Annotated in this window: 16 protein-coding genes; 13 read left to right on the top strand and 3 right to left on the bottom strand. The window is 41.1% G+C overall.

The window, feature by feature from the left end:
- Positions 1-61: 61 nt before the first annotated feature.
- Genes purQ through SU86_RS05260 form a run of 5 tightly spaced genes read left to right on the top strand, consistent with a single transcriptional unit; the run spans position 62 to position 5,000 of the window.
- Entirely contained in the window at positions 62-742 is a 681-nt protein-coding gene (gene purQ, locus SU86_RS05280) for a phosphoribosylformylglycinamidine synthase subunit PurQ (protein ID WP_048187976.1), read from the top strand.
- Complete coding sequence (gene purL / locus SU86_RS05275) at positions 739-2,904, top strand: phosphoribosylformylglycinamidine synthase subunit PurL (RefSeq protein ID WP_048187974.1); 2,166 nt, start codon at positions 739-741, stop codon at positions 2,902-2,904. Before purQ ends, purL begins: the two co-directional genes overlap by 4 nt.
- Positions 2,897-4,333 carry an amidophosphoribosyltransferase gene (gene purF / locus SU86_RS05270; protein WP_048187972.1) on the top strand — a complete coding sequence of 479 codons (1,437 nt, stop codon included), beginning with the start codon at positions 2,897-2,899 and terminating at the stop codon, positions 4,331-4,333. The genes purL and purF overlap by 8 nt, the downstream gene beginning before the upstream one ends.
- Positions 4,333-4,581, top strand: a complete 249-nt coding sequence (locus tag SU86_RS05265; RefSeq protein WP_048187970.1) for an Lrp/AsnC family transcriptional regulator — start codon at positions 4,333-4,335, stop codon at positions 4,579-4,581. Before purF ends, SU86_RS05265 begins: the two co-directional genes overlap by 1 nt.
- Positions 4,582-4,610: 29 nt before the next feature.
- Complete coding sequence (locus SU86_RS05260; RefSeq protein ID WP_048187967.1) at positions 4,611-5,000, top strand: hypothetical protein; 390 nt, start codon at positions 4,611-4,613, stop codon at positions 4,998-5,000.
- Here SU86_RS05260 and SU86_RS05255 read toward each other — a convergent pair.
- Positions 4,997-5,203, bottom strand: a complete 207-nt coding sequence (locus SU86_RS05255; protein WP_048187965.1) for a hypothetical protein — start codon at positions 5,201-5,203, stop codon at positions 4,997-4,999. The two genes, SU86_RS05260 and SU86_RS05255, sit on opposite strands and share 4 nt — an antisense overlap.
- 95 nt (positions 5,204-5,298) lie before the next feature.
- Here SU86_RS05255 and SU86_RS05250 point away from each other — a divergent pair, with 95 nt between their 5' ends.
- Entirely contained in the window at positions 5,299-6,741 is a 1,443-nt protein-coding gene (locus tag SU86_RS05250; protein ID WP_148550803.1) for an ArnT family glycosyltransferase, read from the top strand.
- Here SU86_RS05250 and SU86_RS05245 read toward each other — a convergent pair.
- Positions 6,719-7,987 carry a PQQ-dependent sugar dehydrogenase gene (locus tag SU86_RS05245; RefSeq protein WP_052755529.1) on the bottom strand — a complete coding sequence of 423 codons (1,269 nt, stop codon included), beginning with the start codon at positions 7,985-7,987 and terminating at the stop codon, positions 6,719-6,721. The genes SU86_RS05250 and SU86_RS05245 overlap by 23 nt on opposite strands.
- 81 nt (positions 7,988-8,068) lie before the next feature.
- On the opposite strand from SU86_RS05245, the gene purC reads away from it, so the two are divergent.
- Complete coding sequence (gene purC / locus SU86_RS05240) at positions 8,069-8,893, top strand: phosphoribosylaminoimidazolesuccinocarboxamide synthase (protein ID WP_048187961.1); 825 nt, start codon at positions 8,069-8,071, stop codon at positions 8,891-8,893.
- A gap of 304 nt (positions 8,894-9,197) precedes the next feature.
- Entirely contained in the window at positions 9,198-9,719 is a 522-nt protein-coding gene (locus SU86_RS05235; RefSeq protein ID WP_048187959.1) for an ArsR/SmtB family transcription factor, read from the top strand.
- Here the strand turns inward: SU86_RS05235 and SU86_RS05230 are convergent.
- Positions 9,712-10,128, bottom strand: coding sequence for a DUF371 domain-containing protein (locus SU86_RS05230; protein ID WP_048187957.1), 417 nt, complete (start codon positions 10,126-10,128; stop codon positions 9,712-9,714). The two genes, SU86_RS05235 and SU86_RS05230, sit on opposite strands and share 8 nt — an antisense overlap.
- A 51-nt stretch (positions 10,129-10,179) precedes the next feature.
- Here SU86_RS05230 and psmA point away from each other — a divergent pair, with 51 nt between their 5' ends.
- From psmA to rplW, 5 genes are all read left to right on the top strand, one after another.
- The gene (psmA, locus tag SU86_RS05225; RefSeq protein ID WP_048189241.1) at positions 10,180-10,917 is read left to right on the top strand and encodes an archaeal proteasome endopeptidase complex subunit alpha; all 738 of its coding nucleotides are present in this window, start codon (positions 10,180-10,182) and stop codon (positions 10,915-10,917) included.
- Between the two features lie 7 nt (positions 10,918-10,924).
- Positions 10,925-11,737, top strand: a complete 813-nt coding sequence (locus tag SU86_RS05220) for a putative RNA uridine N3 methyltransferase (RefSeq protein ID WP_048187955.1) — start codon at positions 10,925-10,927, stop codon at positions 11,735-11,737.
- Positions 11,738-11,901: 164 nt separating this feature from the next.
- Positions 11,902-12,894, top strand: coding sequence for a 50S ribosomal protein L3 (locus SU86_RS05215; RefSeq protein ID WP_048187953.1), 993 nt, complete (start codon positions 11,902-11,904; stop codon positions 12,892-12,894).
- On the top strand, positions 12,891-13,700 hold the full coding sequence (gene rplD, locus SU86_RS05210; protein ID WP_048187952.1) for a 50S ribosomal protein L4: 810 nt from the start codon (positions 12,891-12,893) through the stop codon (positions 13,698-13,700). Before SU86_RS05215 ends, rplD begins: the two co-directional genes overlap by 4 nt.
- Positions 13,697-13,963 (top strand): 50S ribosomal protein L23, encoded by a 267-nt coding sequence (gene rplW / locus SU86_RS05205; protein ID WP_048187950.1) that lies wholly within the window; start codon positions 13,697-13,699, stop codon positions 13,961-13,963. The genes rplD and rplW overlap by 4 nt, the downstream gene beginning before the upstream one ends.
- Positions 13,964-13,987 lie beyond the last annotated feature (24 nt).

The following is a 13,987-nucleotide window of genomic DNA, read 5'->3' as shown; positions in this document are numbered from 1 at the left end:
TTCTAGATAAAAAACATTTGTAGCAATTTGGTTTAATAACGGCGCAGAGTAAAACGGAATTGTGAGAGTGGGCGTAATTGTCTTTCCGGGCAGCAACTGCGATCGCGACATGTATCATGTTTTACAGGATGTGTTCAAGCTGGATGTGCAATATTTCTGGCATGAGGACAAACTCCCAAAGAATCTAGATGCCGTAGTTTTGCCAGGCGGATTCTCCTATGGGGATAGGTTGCGTGCAGGGGTAATTGCAGCCCACAGTCCAGTCATTTCCGATGTCAAAAAGATGGCAGAAAAAGGAATGCCTGTTTTAGGCGTATGCAATGGGTTTCAAATCTTGGTGGAATCCGAATTGCTCCCAGGCGTTTTGCTAAAGAACACATCACTAAACTTCATGTGCCGCTGGACCGATCTTATAGTAAAAAATAATCATACTCCGTTTACATCAAAATTCAAAATCGGACAACAAATCCCAATTCCTATTGCTAATGGCGAGGGCAGATACTATGTTGACAAGAAAACCTTGGACTCTTTGAAGAAAAACAATCAGATAGTATTCCAGTATGGAAGCAACATCAATGATTCCATAAATGACATTGCGGGAATCTGCAACAAAGAGGGAAACGTAGTCGGAATGATGCCGCATCCAGAGCGTGCAGTTGAGCCTGAGCTAAACCCCAAAGACGCAAAACCATCGAACATGATATTCCAGTCTCTGATTGCCACAATTGGTGCAAGAAAATGAGTCTCCAAAAAGAGGAACTAGAGTATCTGAGCAAAAAAATAGGCAGGCAGCCAAATGACACGGAAAAATACATTGTGGCAGCTGAATGGTCAGAGCACTGCTCGTACAAGTCATCAAAAAAACATCTCAAAATGTTGCCAAACAAGGGCGCACGCGTCATCCACGAAAAAGGATATGATTCTGGAGTGCTCGATGTGGGTGATGGATATGTCGTTACCGTCCATATAGAATCACACAACCATCCATCAGCTGTAGAGCCATATGGTGGTGCGGCAACCGGAGTCGGTGGCGTCATACGGGATATCTTGTCTGCCGGTACAAGACCGATTGCATTACTAGATGGTTTGAGATTTGGTGATATTCAAAAAGACTCACATGCAAGATGGTTATTCAAAAATGCGGTAACTGGAATTGCAGACTATGGAAATTGCTTAGGTATTCCAACTGTCGGTGGCGAAGTAGAGTTTGACAAATGTTATTCTAATTATGCACTGGTGGATGTCGCATCGGTTGGGTTTGGAAAAAAAGAGAGACTGATCAAAAACCAGGCAAGAGCAGGAGATGTCGTGGTGTTGATGGGAGGATCTACCGGACGAGATGGAATCGGTGGTGCCCAGTTTGCATCAGATTCTCTGGAAACCGAGGACCGTTCTGCAGTGCAAATTCCAGACCCATTCATTGAAAAATTAATCATAGAGGCAACACTTGAGGCGCGAAATCAGGGACTAATCAAGGCAATCAAAGACTTGGGCGGGGGTGGATTATCATGCGCAATTTCAGAGACTGCAGATGCGCTAGGCGTTGGAATAACACTTGATGTAAACAAGGTCCACACCAGAGAGCCAAACATGAAGCCCTCTGAGATAATGACCTCAGAATCACAGGAGCGCATGCTGATAATAACCGACAAGAAGCGACTTGGCAAACTACAGCAAATATGCAAAAAGTTCCGCGTAAGCTGCTCCGTGATTGGCAAGGTGACTGGAGATAAAATAATGAAGGTAACTGATGGCAATTCAGTTTTGGCATCAATGCCTGCAGAAATAGTAGCAAACGCACAACTGCTTGATAGGCCATCAAAAGAGCCAACCTATCTCAAAGAACTGCAAAAAAGAAAAGAGCCCACACCACCAAAGGATCTCTCCAAGACAATTCTGAGATTACTATCAAGCCCAAATATTGCAAGCAAGATCTGGGTGTACGGCCAATATGATCATGAGGTTGGAATCAGAACCGTAGTCAAGCCGGGTTCTGATGCCGCCGTATTACGATTAGATAATGGGAAATATCTTGCAGTAAAAATCGATGGCAACCCCAAGTATTGTTATTTGGACCCATACCATGGCGCAATGGGTTGCTTTGAGGAAGCATGCAGAAATGTTGTCTGTACTGGTGCATCGCCAATTGGAATGGTTGATCATTTACAGTTTGGCAATCCAGAAAATCCAGAAATTTTTTGGACCTTTTTGCAATCACTAAAGGGAATCACCGAGTTTTGCAAATTCTTTGATATTCCATGCGTTGGCGGAAAGGTCAGCCTATACAATGAAACACCGCAAGGTCCAATCAAGCCGACCCCATTGATTGGCGTGTTAGGTCTGATAGAAAAAACCCCGCTCAAACCGCAAAAAATCGAGTCAGGTGACGCACTTGTCATGATTGGTGTGACAAAGGACGAGCTCGGAGGCTCGGAATACTATGAACACATTCATGACTTCATTGGAGGTAAGGCACCAAAGATCAGTCTGGCCGAATCAAAAAAGAACATGAATACAGTACTAGCTATAATCCAAAAGCAAAAGGTGCGAGCGGCTCATGATTGCGCAAAGGGCGGACTAGCAGTTGCCATATCAGAACTATCTATGACTAGCCAGATTGGCTGTGTGGTGTCACTCCAAGACATTCCACAAGAAAAACTAGACAATGCTAAACTGTTATTTTCTGAGAGCCACTCTAGATATCTTTTGGTGGTGGAAAGATCAAATCTAGATTCCGTATTGGATGATCTGAAAAAGGCCAAAGTAAATCATGCAAAAATCGGCACATTCCAAGGAAATGAAATCATATTTTCAAATCAAAAAAAACGGATTGTCAAACTAAGGGTTGATAAGGCACATGAAAAGTGGTTTAATTCACTGAGGGATCTGGTACTGCATGGTTAAAGTAAAAGAAAATTGTGGTGTGGTTGGAATCTTTAGCCGCGATGGCTCTAATGTCATTCCTATGGTAATTGATGCGCTACGTGCACTACAGCACCGAGGACAAGAAGCGTGGGGAATAGCAGTCCCAAACAAGACTCCGGTAAAACGACTAGGCTTGGTTTCAGGGGCATCATCAGAATTTCAAAAGATAACTGAAGAATATGCATCACCTGCAGCAATTGGACATGTAAGATATTCAACAGTTGGTCGAAGCAGTCTGGAAAATGCTCAACCTCTAAAGGTAAAGGATCTCTGCATTGCACACAATGGTACAATAGCAAATGTAGCGGAATTGGCCAACATGGTTGGTGGATGCACATTCACCCCGCAAAGCTCCAGTGATACGATGATTGCAGCCCAGCGCTTGGTATCACTAATGTCTACCAATGGAAAATTGGGCGCAGCTTTATCCATTCTAAAAAACGAGATGGCGGGCTCGTATTGCTTTACTTTTGTGTCTGATGATAATGCAGTTTATGCAGCACGTGACCCACGAGGCTTCAGGCCAATGGTTTTGGGCTTAAAGGAAGACGGTCAAGTATCAATTGTAGCATCAGAGTCATCTGCCATTTCGGCAATTGGCGCAAAGCTGGTCCGAGATGTCGTGCCGGGTGAGCTCCTAAAATTCAGCAAGACTGGAATGGAATCTGAAATGTTCTCAGAAGCAAAACAGCGAGCACATTGCTCATTTGAGTTTACGTATTTTGCACACCCATCATCCAAGATGGAGGGAACCAATATCTACGTCGCAAGAAAAAGAATCGGACAGTTCTTGGCAAAAAAATTCCCAATTACTGATGCGGATTTGGTCATTCCAGTTCCGGACTCTGCAAGACCTGCCGCACTTGGATATGCGCAAGAGCTAAAACTACAATTCGATGAAGGTCTACTCAAGGACAGATATAGCAAAAAAGGACCACTGCGCAGCTTTATTGAGCCACACCAGTCCGATCGAGTGGAGATTAATCGCTGGATCATACCAATTACCGAAATCATAAACGGAAAGCACGTAATCATAATTGATGACAGTCTGGTCAGAGGTACCAGCTCAAAGGCAATCATCAAGGCGCTAAGACGAGCAGGTGCTAGAAAAATCAGCATGCTAATTACATATCCACCAATCAAATATCCCTGCTATGCCGGAATTGATTTCCCATCACAGGAAGAGCTGGCAACTGGCGCAAATCAGGAAGGCACAGACGCAGAAATCATTGAGAAAATTCGTAGTGATATCGGTGCTGACTTTTTGGGATATAATGATGCACAAAATCTAGCCGCCGCAGTTGGAATCCCACATGATTCACTATGTTTTACCTGCACTACTGGAAACTATGACACACTTGGCATAAAACCAACCTTCAAAACAAGAGAAGAGATGAAGGGCGAATAATGACCGAGATTGCTTTTGTTTTGGTAAAATGCGAGACTGCTCACGAAATGGATGTGATGAGGGATTTGCTAAAAATCGATGGAGTAAAGGAAGCACATGGAACATATGGCATGTATGATATCTTTGTGAAGGTTGTAGGGCCAGACCACAAACACGTCTCTGATATCATAACAAAACAAATCCGAAAAACAAACAATGTCTTGTCCACCACCACTCTGTCCACCATTCCAGAGCAGGGCGGAAAATAATCTTAATAGCTAGATTTTCCATTACTGTAATGGTGGAATCATACAGGTTTTTCATAATTGCTGGCATTACAGTGATTGGAATTATTGGAGCCGTACTTGGCATATCATTAACCAAAGGATCAATTGCAACCCAAGAATATGAAATAGATGTGGATCCATTCAAGGACCCTCAGAATCTTTTTGTCACAGCCAGAGTGATGATTCAAAATACCGGCTCAAAGCCACTCACTAATGTCTTGGTCAATTTTGGCAACGGTCAAACCCAGCTGATTGGAACACTTGATCCTGGCAAAAAAATAATCCTATCTCCACCTGATGGCAACTCGCTGGACCAGGTGGTGGTTACTGCGGATAATGGGATTGCCATAGTAAAAGAGTATAGAATTCCGCCAAAGATGCCTGGTATGATGGGCAGCTAACTCCAAGCCTTTTTGTCTTTTTTCCAGACCTGAACATCATCAACGTAGACGTGGTCCTCATAGTCAAATACCGTATGCCATCGCTTGTCGTGCGGCAACATTTTGTCTAATTCCTTGACATTTTTGTTTGATGGGTATTTGTTGGTAAGCGCACCCCACTTCATGTTTGGTATTTTTGGCATAATCTCGTTAATGTCGCGCATGAGTATGTTTGCAAAAATTCTATTGATAAATTTTTGTGTGATGGGAAAGCCAAATTAACTCTGTATCTCTGTGGATTGGCCTGCCACGCAAAATCTTGATCTTACTTTTGATCCTCGGAGTGTCATCATTTACACACCTTTGGAATCCTGTTGGGTTTCCAGAGATCTTTTATGATGAAGGAGTCTACATGCAGCGCACCATTCATGTCATAAATGGGGATGGCCCACAGGTGGCAAAGTTCTATGACCATCCGTTTTTTGGTCAGGTGTTTTTAGGCTCTATTTTGTATTCGGTTGGTTATCCTGATGCGCTAAACCCTAATGGAACTGATCCAGAATCTCTCAAATCATTATACCTGATACCGAGGGTTTTGATGGGATTGCTTGCGATATTTGATACCTTTCTGATTTACAAGATTGCACAAAAACAATACAATTCCAGAATAGCAGTTTTTGCGTCATTGCTTTTTGCCGTGATGCCGATGACTTGGATTACCAGAAGAATATTGCTTGATTCTATTTTGTTGCCGTTTGTGCTGTTGTCTATTTTGTTTATGGTCTGCTCTAAAAACTCCACAAAAAAGAACTGGCTGGTGCTATTCTCTGGCATGTTTCTTGGATTGGCAATACTAACCAAGATTCCATCATTTACAATGATTCCATTGGTGATCTATCTGGCTTATTCATATCACAAAGACAAAAGATTGCTCGTGCTGTTGTTGGTTCCTATATTGTTAATTCCGATGATTTGGCCCGCATACAGCATAATCCATGACCAGTTTGAGTATTGGAAAAAGGATGTTTTGTGGCAGTCCCAACGCCAAAATTCAGGCATCCAAAATACAGCATTATCGTTTGGGGCAATTGATCCTGTATTGTTTGGGCTTGGAATTACCGGCGTGATTTATTCTGTAATGCGGAAAAACGTCTTCGTGTTATTGTGGATTCTGCCGTTTATAGTATTTTTAAGTCTGATTGGTTATACACAGTATTTTCATTGGATGCTAGTCTTGCCTGGCTTTTGTGTTGCAGCTGCTGTTTTGATTTCAGATTTAGGGAAAAATCATACCAAAGAAAAAATCAAACAGTATGCTCCAATTCTATCTATGACTGTAATTGCATCATTTGGTCTTGTCAGCACTATTCTGTTACTGAGTTTGGATGTAACTGCAAACCAGTTCGAGTCTGCAGTATTTGCCGCAAACTATGCCTCAGATCACAATGGTGTGGTGCTTGCAGGGCCACATCACTCCTGGATATACAATGGTATCCTTGAGATGAATTTGTATCAAGATTATTCTGTAATGTTATTTGATAAAGCCCCATCTGACTATGTTCTATTGGCAGATCCTCATTTTCATTTGGATTCTTATCGCGGCGATGTCTTGGAGCAAGTTTACAACTCTACCACACCAATCAAATCCTTTACTAGTATGAAATCAAACTATGACGTGTACCAATATCCGTATTCCAGTCTTGGGTACAACTATGATGCCGGATTGATTGAAATCAGATCTAGCCCTGATTTGGCAGACTAGTCTTTTTGCGCTTTATTACAAATCCTGCTATTATTGCGGCAATGGCACCTATTGCAATCGCAATGTATTGTATTGGAAGTTCTTCGGCTGGTTTTGTTTCTGGGCTTTCTGTCAAGGCCGCAGGCATTAGTCTGTAGATTGCACCATCTGATAGCGATACAATATACAAAAATCCGTCTGGGCCACGCTCAATGTCTGTTGCACAGCCAAATCCCGTGCCAAACACAATCTCGGCGTTTGACTCATCAATGTTTAACACCATGTCTTCTAGTTCTGAAGAGTTGAACACTAGTCCGTCTCTTTGTGGATTTAGCGTAAACCAATAAAGGCTACCTGTATTGCAATCGCTCACAAATATTTTATCTGGATGTCCTAGTTGTTCTGTACCAAATTCAATTCCTGTTGGAGCAACTGGTTTTTGCCAACTGAATTCTGGATCAGAATAAACAAAATCTTTGTATTTTGGAAGGGCATCAACTTTGGTCTGGTTATTTGCAGGCCCCATGATCTCAATCCATCCGCTGTTGAAATTTTCCGGCACTAAATTGATCTCATCGTATTCATCCGGACCATTTTCAGTATCCCAAAGATTGCCGGTGACTGGGTCTACTGCTAATCCAAAGCTGTTTCTAATTCCAATCCCATAGTAAGATCCTGGAGGATCAACTCTCAAAATAACACTGGTATCGTTTTTCCATTCATGCGGCCTATTTTGCAGTATGCCATAGTTTCCATTATCACCAATTACGGCATATACTTGGCCATTGTGATTTGTCATGGCGCCTCCATTGTGATAGAAATTGTCACTTGGTAGAGTCTTTAGCAAAACAGGATCAACCAGTTTATCGCCATTCCAAGTGTACTTGTAGATGCGATTCTCAATTGCTTGCCCTGCGTCCACATTGGCAGCTGTAAAGTAAAGATACACAGTATTTCCAATTGCTGTGATCCCAAGCATTCCACGCTCTCCGTCTTTTGCAACCGACACATCCAGGACAGGCCATGGTTGTAGTTGTCCGTCTTTGACCAATCTTACCAAACCTGTATATCTCTCCAAAACCAGAATATCATTCCCAACAAATGTCATTGTTGTGGGGCTGTTTGGTATTCCTTCCTTGACGAATCGCTCCACAATCAGGCTTTGATCATACAGTTGAGGTCCGTCTGATTCCCCATCTGAGGTGTGGCTTGCAAATGAGGGCAAAAATGAGATGGAAATAAGCAAAACAAGAACAACTGCTTTCATGGCTTTCTTTTCAATATCAGGATTAAAAATCCACTCAAAAATTGTTATAATTGGCTATTTTGGGTATATTCTGAGCAATAATTGAAGTTCATTGGTTCTGGTAAGGTAAAAGATGTCTATGATATGGGGGATGGAACACTTCTTTTCAAGTTCAGCGATAGAGTGTCTGCATATGATGTCAAATTTCATGATCCAATTCCATACAAAGGTGAAGTTTTAACAAAGTTTGCAGAATTCTGGTTTAACAAATTACCAGTCAAAAACCATTTTGTAAAGTCTATCTCAAAAAACGAGATCATTGTTAAAAAAATGAAAATGATTCCAGTCGAATGCGTGGTTAGAGGTTATTTCTATGGTAGTCTGATCTCGCGATGGAAGGCAGGTCAAGTAGCCATCCCAGAGGGAAGCAAAACCGAGACTGCAGCAAAACTACCCAGGCCAATCTTTGATCCTACGACAAAATCCGAACATGATGAACCAATCGATAAGCAAAATGCCATTCAGCGTAATCTGGTAACAGAAAATGAATATCAATTCCTTGAATCCAAATCGTTGGAAATCTACAATCAAATGTACAAAATTGCAGATAATGCAGGATTCATCTTGGCTGATCTAAAGCTAGAGTTTGGCAAGCTTGATGGCGTCATAACCCTTGGAGACTCAATAGGACCCGACGAATACAGAATGTGGCCAAAGGAAACCTATGTTGTAGGCAGAATACAAGAATCATACGACAAACAAATCTTGCGAGACTGGCTTACTGCAAATGGATATCAAAAACAGTTTGAAGATACAAGAGCACAAGGAAAAGAACCAATCGCACCATCAGTCCCACCTGAAATAATCCAAAAGATGTCGAGCCGATATGTTGATTCCTATAATTTAATCACTGGCAGCAAGCTCTAGGGATAGTTTTTCATTTTCAACTCGAATTCAATGTTGGAGTGGATACTCCTTGCCGCTTTTGAACGCATTTTGGACGACAAGTTCCCAGAGCTGCCAAAATTTTAGATTTTTCTAAATTACTAGTTTTATTACCATTTATGTTACTGCATTACTGATTTTATTATACCAAAACTAAATTCATAGTAGTAAAAGAACTAAATTCGGTTTTGGTATGATATTTTTCGTAGTGTAAAAAAGTTAATGCGATTGGACAAAAAAATATGATGCTAGGATCTTTTAGCTAAACGCATTAGAAGCAAACATCATGTCAACATTACTAGAAAAACCAATCAAGGTCAACCGAGTCGTAACAATATCTGTTGAACACGCCAGGGCACTTGAAGACCCAGCAAGGGCAAAAATTGTAGAGATGTTATATCACAAACGACTCACTACTGAGCAAATAGGAAAAGAACTCCAAAAAAATGGACACAACAAAGCAATCACAACAATCCGACATCATTTGGATATTCTAAAAGAAGCAGGCCTAATTGAAATCGTCAAAATTGAAGAAGTACGTGGCGCCGTTGCAAAATTCTATGGCACCTCGATTAAGCTGATATCAAACCAATCCTCAAAGGATTTTGATTCAAAGTATTCTTCGATGATAAAAACCACATCCGTCAAAATCGAAAAGATTTTGGAAGGAATTGCAAAAAAACCAGGACTGCAGAAAAAATCAGAATCGTCCTACAATGAATTTGTCATGACAGAAATTGTAAATCGCGCAATGGCAAGCGTTCTGGAAAACAAAGATTTTACTGTCGGACAAAAAAAGGTCAAGTAACTTCTATTACAAACAATCCTTTTGTTTTTGGATCTTGTAGTTTTTTCATCATTTCTCGGGGCATATCATCAGATGCCTTGTCACATCTGATCGCAAGTGTTCTTGGACACAAAAAATTGCTCTTTCTAATTACAATGTCGTGAGGGTTTTCCAGCTTTAACTCCTCGTGGCCTTTTCCCACAATCTCAAATTTTTCGTCATTGACAAGTATGGTGATCGTTACTTGTGCATCCGATCGACGAAGTTTTTCTTTTAGATCGTCTGGGATTTTTTTGCAACCAAATTCTGCACCAACTCCGATTATGCAATCGCCTTGTAAGGTTAGATCAGGCTCGGTTGTGATCTCTATTGTTCGAGTATGATTTGCTCGCACATTTGCATGGCCAGAAAATGGAATCTCAAATCGCACGAATCACGCATGACTAGACTTAAATTAAACTTTCAAAGACTCAAAGCAGAATTGCTTCCTTCTCAACAAGGCTATGATAGAGCTATTACAATATTTTCCCCGGATGGCAGACTGTATCAAGTAGAATATGCAATTGAAACAGTACGACGTGGAGCAATTGCAGTTGGTATCAAAAGCAAAGATGGTGTGGTAATGGCAGTAGAAGAAAAACCACGCAAATTACAAATTTCAGAATCAGCCCATAAAATATTTCAAATTGATGAACACATTGGATTTGCAGCTGCGGGCTACATTCCAGATGCAAGGAGTCAGGCAGACAATGCAAGATTCTTCTCACAAAGCAACAGAATCATCTACGATGAATCAGTAGATGTTGAAACCGTAGCAAAACATCTTGCAGATCAGTGTCAACAATATACTCAGTTTGGTGGCGCAAGACCATTTGGTGTTGCACTAATTATCGGCGGAGTTGACTCTAGCGGAAATTCACTATATCTAACTGATCCAAGCGGAACCTACATTGCATATGATGCAGTATCAATTGGTGCAGGCTCTGAGCAGGCAAATGACTTTTTGGAAAAAAACTTCAAACATGACTTGTCGCTTGATGATGCATCCGCACTGGCAACTGCCTGTATTTACATGGCAAGTGACCAAAAGGAAGGAACTGATCACATCAAAATGTCAGTCATCAAAACATCAACAAAACAATTTGAAAAAGTAACACCGGAGCAGATTGCAAACTATGCAAAGCTCGGAAAACAAAAATTCCCAATCCCAAGTTCGTAGGCCTTTTTTGAATATCTCTGTAGCAATACCAGATTCTTGTCTTCAAGACGAATCAACCAAACTAGACAAGTCTCGAAAAATCTCAATTATTGCAAGGGCTTGTGCTATTTTTGGTGTCCAAACCATCTTCATTTATGATGAGGGCCAAGGAAACACATCTGATAGATTTCTACTTGCAACCATACTGAGATATTTGGAAACTCCACAATATCTGCGCAAAACAATCTTTCCAAAGATGGACGATCTGAGATATGCCGGAGTAATGCATCCGCTACAAACCCCGCACCATTCTTTATCATCAAATCCAAAAAATCTCAAACCTGGTGATATCCGAGAGGGTGCAATTGTGTTCTACAAGGGCAAAAAATTCCTAGACATTGGAATACACCAAATGCTTCCATACTTTGGAAAAGAATGGGACAAAAAACGAGTTACAATCCAAATCAAAACCGTCGATCCTATCACCTTCAAGGAAATATCTGAAAACGAAATAAAGCAATATTGGGGCTACAAGGTAAAAGAGCGTCCTAGTCTTCTCAATATTCTGGAGGAATGGAAGGGACAGATCATACTGACATCAAGAAAAGGAAAAGAGATAACAAACAAACAACTCCAAGAGTATGGGCACACCGACAAACCACTTTTGGTTGTCTTTGGAGCGCCAGATCGAGGATTGTATGACATTCTGGGCAAAAAAATAAACCAAGTTCCAAACGCCAAGGTCTTCAACTTTTTCCCAAACCAAGCAACTGATACCGTTCGAATGGAAGAATCCCTACTTGGAATTCTCTCTGTTCTAAATATGGCACACGCGGGTTGATCTGATGGAAAAGAAAAATTTTCTTTTGCTAGCCATCGGCCTTGGAGTAATTGGTGTGATAATTGGCGCAATCTCGATTTTTAGCAAATATCAAGCACTAGTGAATCCGTAACTTTCGTTACCTTTAGGTATATAATGGGGTTAACAATTGTTTTCGATTATCCATGGGTCATAGAAAACACAGCCAGCCACGTCGTGGTAGTCTTGCGTATCTGCCTAGAGGACGTGCCAAAAGCATGGAGCCAAGAATTAGAACTTGGCCAGAAATTACTGCCGAGCAGCCAAAGCTGTTGGGGTATGCCGGATTCAAAGTCGGATGCATCCAAGTAGTCAGCATCGATGATCGAGAGAAAACACCAAACCATGGAAAACAACTAGTCAGTCTTGGAACCGTAGTTGCAACACCGCCAGTCTCTGTAATTGGAATTCGTGGATACTACGAGGACATTGATGGCTCACATGCGCTCTTTGATGTTTATTCCAGTGACATGCCAAAAGAAGTATCTAGATTATTTACAATTAAACCAAAAGAAGGAACACTAGAAAAAGCAGAAAAACTACTAAACCGCACAAGCGAGTTATTTGCAGTAGTTGCCGTACTGCCAAACAATGCAGGTATCTCACAAAAGAAACCATACGTCTTTGAAGTAGCAGTAAAAGGCGGTGATCTCAAAAAACAATTTGATTTTCTCAAAGGATTATTTGGAAAACAAGTCAAAATAGAAGAAGTCTTTGAGCTTGGCTCAAGTGTTGATGTTGCATCCATCACAAAAGGAAAAGGTTGGGAAGGACCAATCACAAGGTGGGGTGTAAAGAAAAAGCAACACAAATCAAGAAAATCAGTCAGGGCACTTGGAACACTGGGACCAATTTCACCATCCAGCATCATGTACACTGTACCTCGTGCAGGTCAGCGTGGATTCCATCAAAGGGTCGAATACAACAAAAGAATCATGATCATGAGCAACACCGAAAAAACAGATTTCAAAATTAACCCATCTGGCGGATACAAGCATTATGGATTTGTAAACGGCGACTTTGTAGTTCTCAAAGGATCAATTCCTGGAACATACAGAAGAATGGTAAAGCTAAGAACACAAATCAGAAACGTTCCAAACAAAGTTCTCAAGCCAAACATATTGGAGATTGTAGTATGAAAGCTCAAACATTATCACTAACTGGAACAAAGCAAGATGAAATTGAACTACCAAAGGTGTTCTCAACTCCTGTAAATGAAAACCTGATTCACCGAGCATATGTCAATTTAGATTCTCACCACTATCAAAGACAAGGAAGAATGCCATCTGCTGGACAAAACACAGTTGCAGCATCCAATGATCCACCAACAGGACATGGTGCAGCAAGACTCGCAAGAATTCGAGGTGGTGGTCCAAGAAGAGGCCAAGCTGCAAAGGTAGCAATGACTCGAGGCGGAAGACAAGCACATCCACCAACATCTCAAAAAATAGTATACAAAAAACTAAACAAACAAGAAAACCGATTGGCACTGTGCTCTGCGATTGCAGCCACAACCTCAAAAGACCTGGTCTCCTCAAGAGGCCACATCATTGATGGCATCCAATCATTCCCAGTTATAGTATCTGATGATATTGAAAAAATTTCAAAAGCAAAGGAGATCTCCAAGATCTTTGATGCACTAAAACTCTCTGGCGATATTGCAAGACTAGAAAAAAGAAAGGCACGTTCCGGCAGAGCAGTCATTAGGGGAAGAAAGACAAAGATTGGCAAATCCATCTTATTTGTAACCAAAGACGCAAAGACTCTGACAAAAGCATGCGGCTCATTCCCAGGAGTTGATGTTAGAACAGTAAATGATCTCTCTGTTTTGGATTTAGCTCCAGGCTCTAACCTAGTTAGACTAACCGTATACACAAAGTCAGCAATAAGTGAAATTGGCAATCTCAAGTCACGCCACTTGGAACTAATGGAGGCAATGAATTGAATACCACACAAGCAACAAAAATAGTACTTAGACCATACGTCACAGAAAAAACATTCTCACTAATTGAAAAAGATCAAAGAATTTGCTTTATCGTAGATAGAGACGCAAGCAAGGCATCAATCAAAGAAGCAATCAAAACATTATACGAAGAAAATGCAATTGATATCAACACTGCTAGAACAATTTCCGGCAAAAAAGCATTTGTCAAGTTTGAAACAGTCGAAAAAGCAAGAGACCTTGCAACAAAGATAGGAATGCTATAATATGGACTTCAAAAATTCAATCCT

This window comes from Candidatus Nitrosotenuis cloacae, assembly GCF_000955905.1.
Lineage (GTDB): Archaea > Thermoproteota > Nitrososphaeria > Nitrososphaerales > Nitrosopumilaceae > Nitrosotenuis > Nitrosotenuis cloacae.
This window is presented reverse-complemented; position numbering and strand designations above follow the sequence as displayed.